The organism is Streptomyces hyderabadensis (assembly GCF_020404845.1).
Taxonomy (GTDB): Bacteria; Actinomycetota; Actinomycetes; order Streptomycetales; family Streptomycetaceae; genus Streptomyces; species Streptomyces hyderabadensis.
In genome coordinates, this window is the sequence record NZ_JAIOJZ010000012.1 from 25648 (window position 1) to 40768 (window position 15121).

The 15121-nt window shown below is 72.9% G+C and carries 14 protein-coding genes; 8 read left to right on the top strand and 6 right to left on the bottom strand.

Annotated features, from left to right (window positions below; translation table 11 throughout):
* Positions 1–170 precede the first annotated feature (170 nt).
* From K7854_RS11730 to K7854_RS11740, 3 genes are all read left to right on the top strand, one after another.
* A complete protein-coding gene (locus K7854_RS11730) occupies positions 171–1658 on the top strand; it encodes an NCS1 family nucleobase:cation symporter-1 (protein ID WP_226026363.1) in 1488 nt (495 codons plus the stop codon).
* A 71-nt stretch (positions 1659–1729) separates the two neighbouring features.
* On the top strand, positions 1730–2455 hold the full coding sequence (locus K7854_RS11735) for an aspartate/glutamate racemase family protein (RefSeq protein ID WP_226026364.1): 726 nt from the start codon (positions 1730–1732) through the stop codon (positions 2453–2455).
* A gap of 122 nt (positions 2456–2577) precedes the next feature.
* On the top strand, positions 2578–3264 hold the full coding sequence (locus K7854_RS11740; RefSeq protein ID WP_226026365.1) for a GntR family transcriptional regulator: 687 nt from the start codon (positions 2578–2580) through the stop codon (positions 3262–3264).
* Here the strand turns inward: K7854_RS11740 and K7854_RS11745 are convergent.
* Complete coding sequence (locus K7854_RS11745) at positions 3233–4012, bottom strand: AraC family transcriptional regulator (protein WP_226026366.1); 780 nt, start codon at positions 4010–4012, stop codon at positions 3233–3235. The two genes, K7854_RS11740 and K7854_RS11745, sit on opposite strands and share 32 nt — an antisense overlap.
* A 93-nt stretch (positions 4013–4105) precedes the next feature.
* Between K7854_RS11745 and K7854_RS11750 the strand changes: the two genes are divergently transcribed.
* A complete protein-coding gene (locus K7854_RS11750; protein WP_226026367.1) occupies positions 4106–4903 on the top strand; it encodes a sulfite exporter TauE/SafE family protein in 798 nt (265 codons plus the stop codon).
* A gap of 14 nt (positions 4904–4917) precedes the next feature.
* Here the strand turns inward: K7854_RS11750 and K7854_RS11755 are convergent, their stop codons facing one another.
* Positions 4918–5847, bottom strand: coding sequence for a GNAT family N-acetyltransferase (locus K7854_RS11755; RefSeq protein WP_226026368.1), 930 nt, complete (start codon positions 5845–5847; stop codon positions 4918–4920).
* A 137-nt stretch (positions 5848–5984) separates the two neighbouring features.
* Here K7854_RS11755 and K7854_RS11760 point away from each other — a divergent pair, with 137 nt between their 5' ends.
* Complete coding sequence (locus K7854_RS11760) at positions 5985–6422, top strand: hypothetical protein (RefSeq protein WP_226026369.1); 438 nt, start codon at positions 5985–5987, stop codon at positions 6420–6422.
* A gap of 5 nt (positions 6423–6427) precedes the next feature.
* Here K7854_RS11760 and K7854_RS11765 read toward each other — a convergent pair whose 3' ends face one another.
* Genes K7854_RS11765 through K7854_RS11780 form a run of 4 tightly spaced genes read right to left on the bottom strand, consistent with a single transcriptional unit; the run spans position 6428 to position 11581 of the window.
* The gene (locus tag K7854_RS11765) at positions 6428–8356 is read right to left on the bottom strand and encodes an amylo-alpha-1,6-glucosidase (RefSeq protein ID WP_226026370.1); all 1929 of its coding nucleotides are present in this window, start codon (positions 8354–8356) and stop codon (positions 6428–6430) included.
* Positions 8353–9717 (bottom strand): MGH1-like glycoside hydrolase domain-containing protein, encoded by a 1365-nt coding sequence (locus K7854_RS11770; protein ID WP_226026371.1) that lies wholly within the window; start codon positions 9715–9717, stop codon positions 8353–8355. Before K7854_RS11770 ends, K7854_RS11765 begins: the two co-directional genes overlap by 4 nt.
* A complete protein-coding gene (locus K7854_RS11775; protein ID WP_226026372.1) occupies positions 9714–10514 on the bottom strand; it encodes a sugar phosphate isomerase/epimerase family protein in 801 nt (266 codons plus the stop codon). The genes K7854_RS11770 and K7854_RS11775 overlap by 4 nt, the downstream gene beginning before the upstream one ends.
* 20 nt (positions 10515–10534) lie before the next feature.
* Positions 10535–11581 (bottom strand): zinc-dependent alcohol dehydrogenase, encoded by a 1047-nt coding sequence (locus K7854_RS11780; RefSeq protein ID WP_226026491.1) that lies wholly within the window; start codon positions 11579–11581, stop codon positions 10535–10537.
* A 187-nt stretch (positions 11582–11768) separates the two neighbouring features.
* Here K7854_RS11780 and K7854_RS11785 point away from each other — a divergent pair, with 187 nt between their 5' ends.
* Genes K7854_RS11785 through K7854_RS11795 form a run of 3 tightly spaced genes read left to right on the top strand, consistent with a single transcriptional unit; the run spans position 11769 to position 15118 of the window.
* Positions 11769–13172, top strand: a complete 1404-nt coding sequence (locus tag K7854_RS11785; protein ID WP_226026373.1) for an ABC transporter substrate-binding protein — start codon at positions 11769–11771, stop codon at positions 13170–13172.
* 33 nt (positions 13173–13205) lie between these two features.
* Positions 13206–14237: a carbohydrate ABC transporter permease gene (locus K7854_RS11790; protein WP_226026374.1), complete on the top strand. Its 1032-nt coding sequence runs from the start codon at positions 13206–13208 to the stop codon at positions 14235–14237.
* A complete protein-coding gene (locus tag K7854_RS11795) occupies positions 14234–15118 on the top strand; it encodes a carbohydrate ABC transporter permease (protein ID WP_226026375.1) in 885 nt (294 codons plus the stop codon). Before K7854_RS11790 ends, K7854_RS11795 begins: the two co-directional genes overlap by 4 nt.
* Positions 15119–15121: the final 3 nt, after the last annotated feature.

A 15121-nucleotide genomic window follows, 5' to 3' on the forward strand; every position in this document is an offset into this window, starting at 1 on the left:
GTCAGGGTAGGGACGGCCGGGAGGACTGTCAACAGCGCCAAAAATGGTATTCCATTTGCCGCAGACCTCTTGACGGTGCGGTTTGGCGAAAACTACGTTCTGTTCACCGGAAAGCAGCTTCCGCTTTGTGAAACTCTCCAACTCCCCGCACCTGATCCCAGGAGTCCCGTATGACTGCCCTGGAAGACCGCCGTTCGTCCGCCGGGACCGGCGACACCGCCACCAGTTCCGGCCTCTACACGTACGACCTCGCCCCGACGAAGCGGGAAGGACGCCGCTGGGGCGCCTACAACGTCTTCACGCTCTGGGCCAACGACGTGCACAGCCTGGGCAATTACGCCTTCGCCATCGGACTGTTCGCCCTCGGGCTGAACGTGTGGGGCATCCTGGCCGCCTTCGCGCTCGCCTCGGTCCTGCTCTTCCTGCTGCTCACGCTCTCCGGGTTCATGGGCCACAAGACGGGCGTCCCGTTCCCCGTCATGAGCCGCATCGCCTTCGGCATCAGGGGAGCGAAGATTCCGGCCGCGGTCCGCGGCGCCGTGGCCATCGCCTGGTTTGGTATCCAGACCTATCTGGCATCCGCCGTGCTGAGCGCCCTCCTGGTGGCCATGTTCCCGTCCCTGGCCTCCCTGGACACGGACTCCCTGCTCGGCCAGTCGACGCTCGGCTGGATCACCTTCCTGGTGCTGTGGGCCCTCCAGGTGCTCATCGTCAGCTACGGGATGCAGATGATCCGCCGGTACATGGCCTTCGCCGCGCCCACCACCCTGCTGACCATGTGCGCCCTCGCGGTGTGGATGTTCGTCCGGGCCGACGGGTCGGTCTCGGTGTCCATCGACGACCCGCTGACCGGTGGCGCGATGTGGCTCCAGGTGCTCCAGGCCGCCGCCCTGTGGGTGGTGATCTACGGGACGTTCGTGCTGAACTTCTGCGACTTCACCCGGTCCGCGCGCAGCCGCGGCTCCATCGTCCGGGGCAACGTGATCGGCATCCCGGTGAACATGCTCTTCTTCGCCGTCATCGTGGCGGTGCTCAGCGGGGCCCAGTTCACCCTCGACGGGCGGGTGATCACCAGTCCGACGGACATCGTCAGGACCATCCCCAACATGTTCCTGCTGGCCGTCGCCTCGCTGTGCCTCATCGCCCTCACGGTGGCGGTGAACCTGCTGGCCAACTTCGTGGCGCCGATCTACGCCCTGGTCAACCTCTTCCCGCACCGGCTGGACTTCCGCCGCGCGGGTCTGGTGAGCGCGGTGCTGGGCCTGGTGATCACGCCCTGGAACCTCTACAACAGCCCGGTCGTCGTGAACTACTTCCTCGGCGGACTCGGCGCGCTGCTCGGCCCCCTGTTCGGCGTGATCATGGCGGACTACTGGCTGCTGCGGAGGTCCCGCGTGAACGTGCCGGCCCTCTACACCGAGGACGCGGGCGCCGAGTACCACTACCGGCGCGGCTACAACCCGCGGGCCGTCGCCGCCTTCGTCCCGGCCGCCGCGATCGCCGTCGTCGTCGCCCTCGTCCCCTTCTTCCACGCCGCGGCCGGGTTCTCCTGGTTCATCGGAGCGATCGTCGCCGCCGCGCTGTACGCGGTCGTCGCCGACCGTGCGTCGGTCTTCCGCGACGTGGACGGCGAGGCCATCGCCGTCGCCGCGGAGTAGCCCCGCGCTCCCCTCCCCCGATCCGCCCCCTCTCATCCCGCCCCGTCCGAGCAGAAGGCCCAGGCCCCGCCATGCGCATCCTCGTGGTCAACGTCAACACCACGCAGTCCATCACCGACGCGATCGGCAAGCAGGCGGCCGGCGCGGCCTCCCCCGGCACCGAGATCGTGCCGCTGACCCCGGCCTTCGGCGCGGAGTCCGTGGAGGGCAACTACGAGAGCTACCTCGCCGCCGTCGCCGTGATGGAGGCCGTGCGCGCCCACCCGGAGCCCTTCGACGCGGTGATCCAGGCCGGTTACGGCGAGCACGGCCGCGAGGGCCTGCAGGAGTTGCTCGACGTACCGGTCGTCGACATCACCGAGGCGGCGGCGAGCACCGCCCAGTACCTCGGCCGCCGCTACTCCGTCGTCACCACCCTCGACCGCACGGTCCCCCTGATCGAGGAGCGGCTGGCGGTGGCCGGACTGAGCGCCAGGTGTGCCTCCGTGCGGGCCAGCGGGCTCGCCGTGCTCGACCTGGAGCGGGACGAGCAGGCGGCCGTGGACGCCATCACCGAACAGGCCGCCCGCGCCGTCGAGGACGACCGGGCCGAGGTGATCTGCCTGGGCTGCGGCGGCATGGCGGGTCTCGCCGAACGCGTGGTGGAACGTACCGGCGTCCCCGTGGTGGACGGGGTCGCCGCCGCCGTGACGGTCGCCGAGTCCCTGGTCCGGCTCGGTCTGTCCACGTCCAAGGTGCGCACCTACGCCCGCCCGCGTCCCAAGCGGATCGTCAACTGGCCCCCGCAGGCGGGCTGACCCGCCCTCTGTCGTCCCCACCGGGCCGTCCGCGGGCCCCGGGGTATCCTGACGGGCCGCCCGACCGCCGCTCCGCACGGCGCGGTCGGCGGGCCGGGAACGGGAACAGACGAAGGACGGCGATGGCTGCGTCAGGGGGCTTCACGCCCGAGTCCGAGCGGGTCACGCGGCGGTTGCGCGACGAGATCATCGACGGTGTGCGGGCCCCGGGCAGCCGCCTGGTCGAGCGGGAGCTGGCCGAGTCCCTGGGGGTCAGCCGGCTCCCGGTCCGCGAGGCGCTCAAGACCCTGGTGGCGGAGGGACTGGTGACCCCGCGGCCACGGAGCTGGGCGGTGGTGCGGGAGTTCACCACGAGCGACATCGCCGACCTGGACGAGGTCCGCTCGGGCCTGGAGACCCTGGGCTTCCGGCTCGCCGCCCAGCGGCACACGCGCGAGGGGCTGGAGCGGCTGCGCGCGACGGTGGACGCCGAACTCGACGCGGCCCGGGCCAACGACGCGGTGCGGGCCCGCCGGGCGGCCGCGGACTTCCACGAGACCGTCGTCTCCCTGGCCGCCAACGAACTGCTCAACGAGCTGGAGCGGGTGCTGCGCAGCCGGCTGCGCTGGCTCCTGGGCCAGCACGACGACCTGCTGGCCGTCGCCCTGGAACACGACGCCCTCTACCGGGCCATCGCGGCCCGCGACGTGGACCGCGTCCAGGAACTGGTCCTGCACCACCTGGCGTCGAGCCGCAGCGCGGCCCTGGGCCACCTGGCGCAGGAGCGCTCCTGGGCCGTCAGCCGGGATGCCCCCGGTGGCCCCGGGTGAACCGGGACGGCGGAATGCCGAAGGTGCGGGTGAAGGCGGCGGTGAACGCGGCGGGCGAGCCGTAGCCGAGCCGTCCGCCGACCTCGCTGACCGAGCCGGACCGCAGCAGCGGCACGGCCGCCAGCAGCCGCGCGCGGCCCCGCCAGACGGCGGGACTGTCGCCCGTCTCGGCACGGAAGCGCCGGGTGAAGGCCCGCTCGCTCAGGTTCGTCCGCGCCGCCCACACGGCGTTGGTGACCCCGGCGTCGGGGGCGGCCAGATACGCCCGGCACAGCGCCGCGAGGTCGGCGGAGACCGGGATGCGGACGTGGAACGGGAGCGGGGCGCGCGCCGCGATCTCGTGCAGGAGGAGGTCGGCGACGCTCCCCTCCCGCCCGGACAGGCTGTAGTCGGGCTCGAACTCGACCGCCGCCAGGAGCAGTTCGCGCAGCAGCGGCGGCACGTCCACCACCGTGCAGGTGCCGGGCCACCACGGGACGGCGTCCGGCTCGATGTACAGGCTGCGGGTGCTCACCCCCAGCATCCGCACCCGGTGCCGGGTGGCGGCCGGGATCAGCACGGCGCGCTCGGGCGGTACGGTCCAGCTGCCGTCGTCGGTGTCGACCACCATGACACCGGTGGCGCCGTACAGGAACTGCGCGCGCCGGTGCTCGTGCCAGTCCAGGACGTGTCCGGGCGGGTAGTCGGTGCCGATCGGCAGCACGGCCCGGTCCACGTGGTCGACGTCGGCCAGGGGGACGTTCTTCACCTGGTCACTCTACGTCCGCCCTGGCCGGGTCGCGAAGGAACGGTGCCGGGCATCGAATGCGGGCAGCGCCGCCGAGCTGGTGGAGTGGCCTGCGTGGATGTTGTTGCTCTGCTCGGAATCGGGCTCCTGACTGGTGTGACCACCGTGTTGTTCGGCTTCGGCGGCGGATTCGTCGCCGTCCCGGTCGTGGTGTGGGCGGACTCCGCCCTCGGCGCGGACGCGATGAGGGTGGCGACCGCCACCTCGGCCCTGGTGATGGTGGTGAACGCGGCCTTCGCCACCGCGGTCACGCCCCGCCGGGTGCTGGCCGCCCTGCGGGGCGGCGGCCCGCTGCTCGTGCTGCTGGGCGTCGGCGCCGTGGCCGGGGCGCTCGCCGCGCGCCACGCCCCGGCCGGGCTGATCCGCTGGGCGTTCGTCGCGTACGTCGCCCTCACCGTGGCCGACCTGCTGCTGCGCCCCGGCTTCCTGCGCCCGCGCGCCCCGGCCGAGGCGGCGGCCGGCCCGCCGCGGCCGCTGCCCGCCGCGGTGGGCGCACCCGTCGGCGCGGTGGCCGCCTTCCTCGGGGTGGGCGGCAGCGTCCTGACCGTCCCCGCGATGCGGCGGGCCGGGCACACGATGCACGTGGCGACCGCGCTGGCCAACCCGCTGACCCTGGCGATCGCGCTCCCGGCCGCCGTCGTCTTCCTGAGCGGCTCCGGGGGCCCCGCCGGTGCCCACGCGCAGGCGGCCCTGGTGGGCCTGGTCGACCTCCGCGCGGCCGGGGCACTGCTGCTGGGCGCCCTGCCGGTGATCGCGGTGCTGCGCCGGCGCCCGCCGCACCTCCCGGACCGCCTCTACGCCTGGACGTATGTCGGGCTGCTCTGCGCGGTGGTGGTAGCGATGGTGCTGTGAGGCGCCGTCAGCCGTCAGGCGATCACGGCCTCCCAGGTGTCGACCGCGAAGTGGACGGTCATGCCGTTGCGGCCGTACAGCCGCGGGGCGCCGGTCGCGTTCGCGGTGTCGACACCGAGGCCCACGGTGTCCCGGCCCCGTGCGGCGAAGGCCGCGAAGGCGTGGCGCAGCAGGAACCCGCCCACCCCTCGGCCCCGGGCCTCGCGCAGCACGCCGATGCTCCGGATCCAGCCCATGGCCTCGCGGTCGTCCCGGGCGAGCAGGAACCCGGCGTCCCCCAGGTCGTCGGTCCCGGCGATCCACACCAGGGACCAGTCGAGGCCCGCGGCGTCGATGTCGTCCAGCCACAGCCCGTACGGGCGCGGCTGGAAGTCGAAGTGCTGGGCGAACGTCCGCTGGTACAGCTCGTGCACCCGGACGCGGTCCGCCTCGGTGGCGCAGGCCCGCACCCGTACGCCCGCCGGGGCCTCGGGCGGGAGGTCGGTTGCCGGGTCGAGCGCACGGCGCAGTACGTGGTGGGTGCGCACGACGCTCCAGCCGCGCTCGGTGAGGAGCGCGGTGTCGGTCGTGGGCCGGGTGTTGAGGTGCAGGTGCACCACGGCGCGCTCCGCGCCGTTGGCCCGTGCCTTGGCCAGGGCGCGGGCCTCCATGGCCGCCAGCATCCGCAGCCCGGTCCGCTGGTGGTCGGGCAGCACGTAGTGGTCGATGTCGATCCGCTCCCCGCCGGACTCGTCCCACAGCAGGCCGTACGCCACCGGCCGGCCGTCGTCGAGGGCGAGCCACGAGTCCTGCGTCAGGTCCGTCTGCTGGTGCTTCAGGTCGGCTTCGACGGTGTGCTGGTCGGTCTCGGGGCGGCCGATCTCGATCCGGTCTATCTCGTTGAGGAGGGCGGTGATGGCGGGGGCGTCGGCGAGGGTGGCCGGTCGCAGGTCGGCGGTGGGCATGAGGAGCAGAGTCGGGCACGCGGCGGGCGACCGCAACGGATTTTCCGCCCGACGGGCCGGGATTGACGTACGACGGCGAACCGGGGGCATACGGATGTCCCGAGGCCTTCTCCCCCGCCGACCCACGGGAGTTCCCTGTGACGCCGAGCCTGCGCACCGCCCGCGCGTGCCGTGCCGCCGCCGCGCTCCTTGTCGCCGCCGCCGCGTACGCGGCCACCCGCCACTCCTGGCTCGCCCTGCCCGGCCTGTACACCGCCGCCGTGTTCGCCTGGTGCGCCGCCCGTGAGGGCGCCGAGCACCGGCGCCGGGTCGCCCGGGCCCGGCGGGCCGAGCTGCTGGCCCGGCCCGCCGGACAGGCGGATCCGTTCGCGCACGGTCTCGAGCCGTGCTGCGCGTTCTGGCGGCACTCCGACGGTGTCGTGCACGGACCGGAGTGCCTGGGCCCGGCGGCCGCCCCCGTCCCGCTGGCCGAGGACTGCTGCGAACGGTGGTGGACCTCGCTCGGCGCGCGGCACGACGCGGGCTGCCGCCGTCACGCCGGTGCCCCGGGCCGCGCCCGTCCGGCCTCGCAGTAACGGGGTCAGCGGCCGAGCGGCTCCCGCCCCAGCGCCGTGCGCAGGGCCAGCGGGGTGGCGGCGGCCCAGGCCTGCGGCGAGCAGGAGTGGGGGTAGGGAACCGGTGCGGCGGTGGCCGAGCGGTCGTATCCGGCGAGGACCTCGGGCAGCCGGTGGCCGTGGTGGGCCGCCGCCGCGACGAGTCCCTGAGCGACGGTGCGCACCTCGTCCGTGAGGCCCTGCCTGGCCAGGCCCAGGACGACGACCGCGTTGTCGTGCGGCCAGGCGCTGCCCCGGTGGTACGACAGCGGATGGTACGGCCGCTGGCCGGAGGCGAGGGTGCGGATCGCCCAGCCGGAGAAGAAGTCCGGCTCCAGCAGTCTTCTGCCCACCCGGCGGGAGCGCTCCGGGTCGAGGATGCCCGACCACAGCAGGTGCCCGGCGTCCGAGGCCAGCGCGTCGACCTGGCGGCCCTCCCCGTCCAGCGCCAGCGCGGGGAAGTCCGCGTCCGGCATCCAGAAGTCCGCCGTGAAACGGTCCCGCAGCCGGGCGGCGCTCTCCCGCAGCCGGCCGGCGTAGGCCTCGTCCCGCCAGACGGTGTCGGCGAGTTCGGCGGTGCGCAGGAGCGCGTCGTAGGCGTAGCCCTGTGCCTCGCAGACGGCGACGGGCCCCGTGGCCTGGGTTCCGTCGCGGAAGCAGACGGCGCCTGCGGAGTCCTTCCAGTTCTGGTTGACCAGCCCGCCCGGGTCGGGTTCGTACACGAGGTACCCGTGCTGCTCCAGGCCGCCGTCGGTGAGCATCCAGTCGACGGCCCGCCGGGCGTGCCGTTCCAGGCGTACGGCCAGGGAGCGGTCGCCGGTCGTCTCGTGGTGGGCGTGGAGGAGCACGAGGAAGAGCGGGGTGGCGTCGACGGCGCCGTAGTACCGGCCGTACGGGACCTGCCGGAAGTGGGCGAGTTCGCCGTGCCGGGTCTCATGGACGATGCGCCCCGGCTGCTCGCCGCTGAAGGGGTCGTGCCGTGTGCCCTGGGTGGCGGCGAGCGCGCTGAGGACGGCGGCGGCCGTCGCGGGCCGGTACGGCAGCAGGAAGTAGGCGGTCAGCAGGGAGTCGCGGCCGAACAAGGTGAGGAACCACGGGATGCCGGCGGCCGGGACGCGCACGTCCTCGCCGTCGACTCCGGGGACCTGGATGGTCAGCAGGTCGATGTCGGCGAGCCCGCGTTCGCAGGTGCGCGTCAGGTCGTCCGTGGCGCCGTCGGCCCGTTCGGGGCGTCGTACGACGGTGGGGGCGGGCTCGGGGGCGGGCGGCAGGGCGCGTCCGTGCGGGTGGGCGCGGGCGGTCAGCCGCAGCTCGGCCCGTCCGTGCGCGTCGAGGGGCAGGTGCCAGGTGAGGGTCCGGGCGGTGCCGCCCGGCCGGGCCGGTGCTGGGTCCACCGTGTCCGGGGCGGGATCGCAGGTGATTTCGGTCCGGGCGTGCCAGTCGGCTCGCCGGTAGCCGAAGAGCACTCCGTCGGCGGTGGCGCGGCTGTCGTACTCCGCGCCGGGCTTGGCGTAGTGGCGGTCGTCGGCGCGGAGTTCGAAGAGGTCGGCGAAGTCCGCGTCGACGGTGAGGCCGAGGCGGGCCGTCACGGCGTCGGGGCGGTTGCTGACCAGGCTCAGGTGTTCGGTGAACGTCCCGGCGGCCACGCTCTGCCGCCGGAAGACGGTGTACGCGGGCGGGTGGTCCCGGGTGCCCTCGGGGGTCAGCACGGCGGCGGCCGTGTCGTCGGTGTCCGCCGCGGCGGGTACGAGGGCGAGGGGCGCGGTGCCGTCCACGGTGAGGCGCCAGCGGCTGAGGTGCCGGGCGTCCTGGACGAACAGCCCGTCGGGCGCCGATCCGCTGATGTCGCCGTCGGCCCGGAGGCGGACGAAGGTGGCGTCGCGCACCAGTTGGACGCGGGGGTCGGCCGCGGTCATGGTCCGGCCTCCTCCGGGTCGGTGCTCAGCAGGTCGAGGGTGAGGGCCGCGGTCCAGGAGAAGTGCCGGGTGCCGCGGGCCGCGCCGGTGGCGGGGTCGACGTACTCGGCGAACCCGGAGCGTCCGGCCTCGGTGAGGAAGCCGGTGCGCAGGCGTTCGGCGTCCTGCTGGAAGCCGTGGGTGCGCAGTCCCCGCTCGATCAGCCAGGCGGTGTTGAACCAGGCCGGTCCGCGCCAGTAGCGGGTGGGGTCGAAGGCGTGGCCGGTCAGGTCGTAGCTCGGGACCAGGTGCGTGGCCGGGGCGCTGAAGCGCGGTCCGGTGAGCGTGCTGCGCAGGCGCCGGACGATCTCCTCGGGCAACTGCGGGACCAGCAGCGGGATCAGGCCGCTGACGGTCCGTTCGTCGACCGGTTCTCCGGTGTGCAGGTCGCGCACCCGGAACAGGCCGGCCCGCTCGTCCCAGAGCCGGTCCACCAGCGCCCGGGTCAGCCCGGCGGCCCGCTCGGTGTGCGGCTGCCCGGGCAGGCCCAGTTCGCGTGCCATGGCGGCCAGGGCCAGTTCGCTCACGACGAGCAGCGCGTTGAAGGCGGGGTCCTCCACGGCGAACCGGTGCCGTACGACCCGGTCGTCGTAGCCCGCCTCGCGGTACTCGGTGGCCAGCCGGACGTACCGGCCGTAGTCGAGGTCGGTGGGCCGGTCGGCCGGGTGGCCGTGGTCCAGGTCGGCGCGCCGGAAGGTGCCGGGCGGGCTGGGTTCGACCCGCTGCAGGGCACGGTCCCAGCCGGGGCTGTTGTCCATGCCGGGCTCCCACGGGTGGACGACGGCCGCGAGGCCGCCCCCGCCGAGGTCGCGGCGGCCGAGCAGGTAGTCGTGCCAGGCGGCGAGCCTCGGCCGGACGCGGGCCAGGAAGCCGCGGCGCCGGGACTCGGCCGGGTCGGCCCGGTGGACCAGCCAGGCGGCCAGGGCGTGCACGGGCGGCTGGACGATGCCGGAGGTCTCGACGGACGCGGGGGCACCGGCGGTCCGGCCCGCGGTGGAGGACTGCCAGAAGTCCGGGCTCGGGAAGTAGGCGTCGTGCGGCAGGGCGGGGTTGAAGACGATGTGGGGCACGCGTCCGTCGGCCCACTGCGCGGCCAGCAGGGACTCCAGTTCCCGCTGGGCGCGGCGCACCGAGAGGTGGCGCAGTCCGACGGCGACGAAGGCGGAGTCCCAGCTCCACTGGTGCGGGTAGAGGGAGCGGGAGGGGACGGTGGAGGCGCCGGTCCAGTTGTCCAGCAGGACCCGCGCCGCGCCGCGCCGCAGGGTCAGGTCCGCGGGCGCGGCGGGCGCGGGCCGGTCCAGGAGGTCCAGGGGGGAGTTCACGCGCCCGACCTCTTGAGGAAGGCGGGGACGGAGCGCACGGCCTCGACGGGGTCGCCGGTCAGCCGGCATTCGAGGGCGAGGTGGCCGTCGTAGCCGACGGTGTGCAGGGCGCCGAGCCAGGCGGGCCAGTCCAAGTGGCCGGCGCCGGGCTGGAAACGGTTGGAGTCGGAGACCTGGGCGTGGCCGATGACGTCGGCGTGGGCGACGATCGCGGCAGCGGGGTCGGTCTCCTCGATGTTCATGTGGTAGCTGTCGATGCCGATCCGGACCGAGTCCAGGCCGACGGCGCGGATCAGGTCGGCGGCCTGGCCGAGCCGGTTGACCATGTGGTCCTCGTAGCGGTTGAGCGGCTCCAGGAAGAGCGTGACGCCCTCGCTGCGGGCGTGCTCGCCCAGTTCGGTGAGCCCGGCGAGGAGCACCTCGCGGTCCTCCTCCTCGGTGCGCGGCGGTTCGAAGGGCGGCAGGCGCCGGGAGAACATGCCGTACGAGGCGGGGGTCTGGGCGCCCACGCCGCCGATCTCGGCAATCACGGTGAGCTGGGACTTCATCTGGGCGACGGCGTCGCGGCGCAGCTCCTCGTCGAAGGCGCCGAGGAAGTGCAGCATGTCGACGCAGACGGTCGGCATGACGACGCCGTCCTTGTGGGCCTGCCGCAACTCCTCGCGCCGGGAGGCGAAGTGGAAGTCGCCCTTGCCGCGCAGTTCGATCGCGTCGTAGCCGGCCTGCTGGGCGAAGTCCCACTTGGCCTGGAGGGTGTCCCCGGGCACGAGTTGTTCCTGGACGGCGGTCTTGAGCATGGGGATGCCTTTCGGGACTCTCAGAATTCCAGGACGACCTGCAGCGCCTCGGCGGGCCGCTCGTCCAGCAGTACGTAGGCGTCGGCGGCGTCGGCGACCGGGACGACGTGGCTCACCAGGGAGTCGACGTCCACCTGGCCCTCGGCGACCAGGCGCAGGAAGGTCTGCTGGAGGCGTTCGACGCTCCAGCGGTTGGACAGCTGGGGCGGGACGCCGCCGATCTGGGAGCAGATGAGCTGGACCCGGTTGTGGTGGAACTCGTCACCGAGGCGCAGGCCGATGCCGTCGCCCTGGTAGAAGCCGGAGGCCACCACCCGGCCCCCGGCCGCCACCGAGCGCAGCGCCTCGTGCAGGGCCGGGTAGGCGCCGCTGATCTCGATGGCGAGGTCGGCGCCGAGGCCGCCGGTGGCCTCGCGGACGCGTTCGGCGACGGCGTCGGTGCGGGCGTTGAGGGTGTGCTGGGCGCCGTAGTGCTTCGCGGTCTCCAGGCGGCCGTCGAGGGCGTCGACGGCGGTGACGCGGGCGCCGCTGAGCCGGGCCAGCCGGGTGGTGAGCAGGCCGATGACGCCCTGCCCGAACACGGCGACGTCCTCGCCGAGGTGGATGTCGCCGGCCAGGACCGCGTTGTAGGCGATGGCGCCGACCCGGGCGAAGGCTCCGGCCAGCGGTTCGAGGCCGGCCGGCAGGGTGTGGCCGACCATGCGCTCGGCGGGGACGATGCCCTCGCTGCGGTGGCCCCAGATGCCCCACACCAGGTCGCCGGGGACCGGCAGGCCGGGGGCCCCGGCCAGCTCCGGGGACACCTCGACGACCTCGCCGACCTCGGAGTAGCCCCAGCCGGCCACCGGGTACTCGATGCCGGGCGCGCCGTCGCGGAAGAGGCGTGCGTCGGGGTCCCAGGTCCGGGTCAGGTACGGGTTGGTGCCGCGGTAGGCGGTCAGCTCGGTGCCGGCCGAGATTCCCGAGTAGCGGGTGCGGACCCGCAGGTGGCCCGGGGGCAGTTCGGCCCGGGTGTGCTCGGCCACCTCCACCTGGCGGGGCCCGGTGAACTGGACGACGCGCTCCACGGACGACGCGGACGGCACGCATGACACCGACGGTACGGGCGGCACGGGCGGCACGGATGACACGGACGGCTCCGGAAGGGTTGCTGATGCGGTTGCGTCGACAATATCCGCAACTTATGTCTTGTCAACAAGCAAAAGTGATGCTGTGATGCGTGACGAGCAGACGTAAGCGGAACGAGGACACTCCATGCGCATCAGGACCCTGCGGTCGAGGACGACCGCGGTCGGCGTCACGGCAGCCTTGGGAATCGGGTTGCTCTCGGGCTGCGCGAGCAGCACCGGGCCCGGCAAGCCGGACCGTGAGATCACGGTCTGGTCGCAGGAGAACCTGCCCGACCGCGTCGCCGCGACGCAGAAGGTCATCGACGGGTTCGAGAAGAAGACCGGCGTCAAGGTGAAGCTCGTCGGGGTCGACGAGGGGCAGATGCCGCAGCTCATCATGTCGGCGGCGGCCTCGGGCACCCTGCCCGACGTCATCGGCGCCGCTCCGATGGGCCAGGTCTGGCAGATGTACAGCAACGGCCTGCTGAACACCGACATCCCCAAGCGGATCGTGGACGGGCTGGGGCGCGACACCTTCAACGCCAACGCGCTGGAACTGACCTCCGACGGCGGCACCAGCCTGGGCGTGCCCTCCGACGCCTGGCTCCAGCTGCTGGTCTACCGCAAGGACCAGTTCGCCCGGGAGGGTCTGCCCGCTCCGGACACCTACGCGAAGACGCTGGCCGCCGCCAAGGCGCTCACCACCAAGGGCCACGACGGCATCTCGGCGGCCACCGACCCCAGCGACGTCTTCACCTCCCAGAGCTTCGAGAGCCTCGCCCTGGCCAACGACTGCCAGCTGGTCGACGACCGGCACGAGGTCGCCCTCGACTCCCCGCGCTGCCAGGAGGCCTTCCGCACATACGATCAGCTGGCCCGCACCTACGGCGCCCCGGGCACCCAGACCGTGGACTCCACCCGCGCCACCTACTTCGCGGGACGGTCCTCCATGGTCATCTGGTCCTCGTTCCTGCTCGACGAACTCGCCGGACTGCGCAAGGACGCCCTGCCCAGCTGCCCCCAGTGCGCGAAGGACCCGGGCTACCTGTCGGACCACAGCGGCATCGTCACCGCCATGCAGGGTCCCGACGCCGAGGATGCGGCCCAGTTCGGCGAGATCACCTCATGGGTGACGACCAAGACGGCCGAGACGGAGGCCTCCCGCGAGTTCATCGAGTACATGATGGGCACCGGCTACGAGTCCTGGTTCGGCATGGCGCCCGAGGGCAAGATCCCGGTCCGCAGTGGCACGGCCGCCGATCCCGATCGCTACCTGGACGCCTGGCGGCACAGCGACATCGGCGTGGACACCCGCAAGCCCCTGGACGAGGTCTTCCCGACCTCCCTGCTGGACCAGCTCGCCGACGGCGTCAGCAACATGCGCCGCTGGGGCATCACCCAGGGCGAGGGCGCCCTGGTCGGCGCCACCAACGGCGAGTTGCCCGTGCCGAAGGCCATCGGTGCCATGACCAGCGGCCAGAGTTCGCCGTCCGAGGCGGCGCGCGACGCCGACGAAGAGGTCGCCGCCCTCAAGAAGTCCCTGCAGTAGCCGCCCGCCGCCTGCACATCACGAAGGTCTCTCATGCCCACAGCCCCAGCCGGCGCGCCGCAGCGCCGGGACACCAGCCACCGGTCCACGGACCCGTCCGGGGAGCGGTCCGCCGGCGCGGGCCGCCGCCCGCTCACCGCCAGCCGGCGCGCCAACCGCGCGGGACTCGCGTTCGTCTCCCCCACCTTCGTCGTGGTCCTCGTGGTGGTCGTGCTGCCCATCGCGTGGACCGTGCTGCTGGCCTTCCAGAAGGCCCGGCTCGTCGACATCCAGGGCATGGGCCTGTTCGGCAACTGGTCCCTGGACAACTTCTCGCAGGTCTTCGACTCGGCCGGCTTCTGGTCGAGCCTCGGCACCACCCTGCTGTACACGGCGGGCGCCACGCTCGGCTCTGTGGTCCTCGGCCTGGTCGCCGCGCTCGCCCTGCGCAGGCCGTTCAAGGGCCGCGGGCTGCTGCGCGCGGCGATGCTGCTGCCGTACGTGGCGCCGGTCGTCGCCGTGGCCTTCGTCTGGGAGGTCGCGCTCAGCCCGCAGTACGGCGTGGTCAACGACTGGGGCCGGCGGCTGTTCGGCTGGGACGACCCGATCGCCTTCCTGTCGACCCGCCAGTACGAGGTCGACCTGCCGGGCCTGCACTTCGACATCCCGCTGGCGCTGCTGACCGTCATCGTCTTCGAATGCTGGCGGTACTTCCCCTTCGCCTTCCTGTTCATCCTGGCGCGGCTGCAGGCGGTGCCCGACACGCTGGAGGAGGCCGCGCTGGTGGACGGTGCCACGCCGACCCAGCGGTTCAGGCACGTGCTGCTGCCCCAGCTGATGCCGGTGATCGCGCTGCTGTGCGTGCTGCGCTTCATCATGACGTTCAACAAGTTCGACGACGTCTACCTGCTGACCGGCGGCGGCGCCGGCACCGACGTGGCCGCCGTGCGCGTGTACGACTTCCTCACCGCCCGCTACGACGTGGGGGCGGCGGCCGCGCAGGCGCTCGTCCTGGCCCTCTCGCTGATGATCCTGCTGGGCTTCTACTTCAAGTTCTTCGGCAACAAGGTCCAGGAGGAAGCGTGAGTGGCAAGACCGCCCTGACCCGGGCCCGGTTCGAGGAGAGGTTCTTCGGCGTCGCGCGCTGGATCGTCATCGCGTTCCTGGCCGTGATCACCATCCTGCCGTTCTACTACATGGTGCTGCTGTCGCTGAAGCCCATCGACGCGCTGCTGCTCGACCCCGGTTCCCTGTGGGTCTCGGCCAAGGACCTCACCCTCTCCACCTACCGGGACGTGCTGCGCTCCACCGACGACGGCGGCCAGGGCTTCCTGCGGTTCCTGCTCAACTCCGCGCTGGTCTCGCTCGGCACGGTGGTGCTGACCCTGGTGGCCGCCGTGCCCGGCGCCTACGCGGTGAGCCGGCTGAAGTTCTTCGGCCACCGCCAGGTCAGCGCCCTCTTCCTGGCCGTCTACCTGTTCCCGGCGACGCTGCTGGCCGTGCCGCTCTTCGTCATCTTCGCGAAGATCGGTCTCTCCTCCAGCCTGGTCGGTCTGGCCGTCGTGTACGTCGCGCAGACGGTGCCGGTGTCGATCTACATGCTGAAGAACTACCTCGTCACCATCCCCGCCTCCATCGAGGAGGCGGCGGCGCTGGACGGCTGCTCCCGGCTGCAGACCGTCCGCAAGGTGATCCTGCCGCTCGCCCTGCCCTCGCTGATGGCGACCGGCCTGTACGTCTTCATGATCGCCTGGAACGAGTTCCTCTTCGCGCTGCTGTTCCTGGCCGCCGACCCCGGCCAGTGGACCGTCTCCCTGGGCCTGGCCCAGCTGTCCAACGGCATCGAGGTGCCCAAGACCGTCCTCATGGCCGGTTCCGTGGTGCTCACGATCCCCGTGGTACTTCTGTTCTTCGCCGCCGAACGCCTGCTGACCGAGGGGCTGACCAGCGGCGCCGACAAGAGTTAGCCG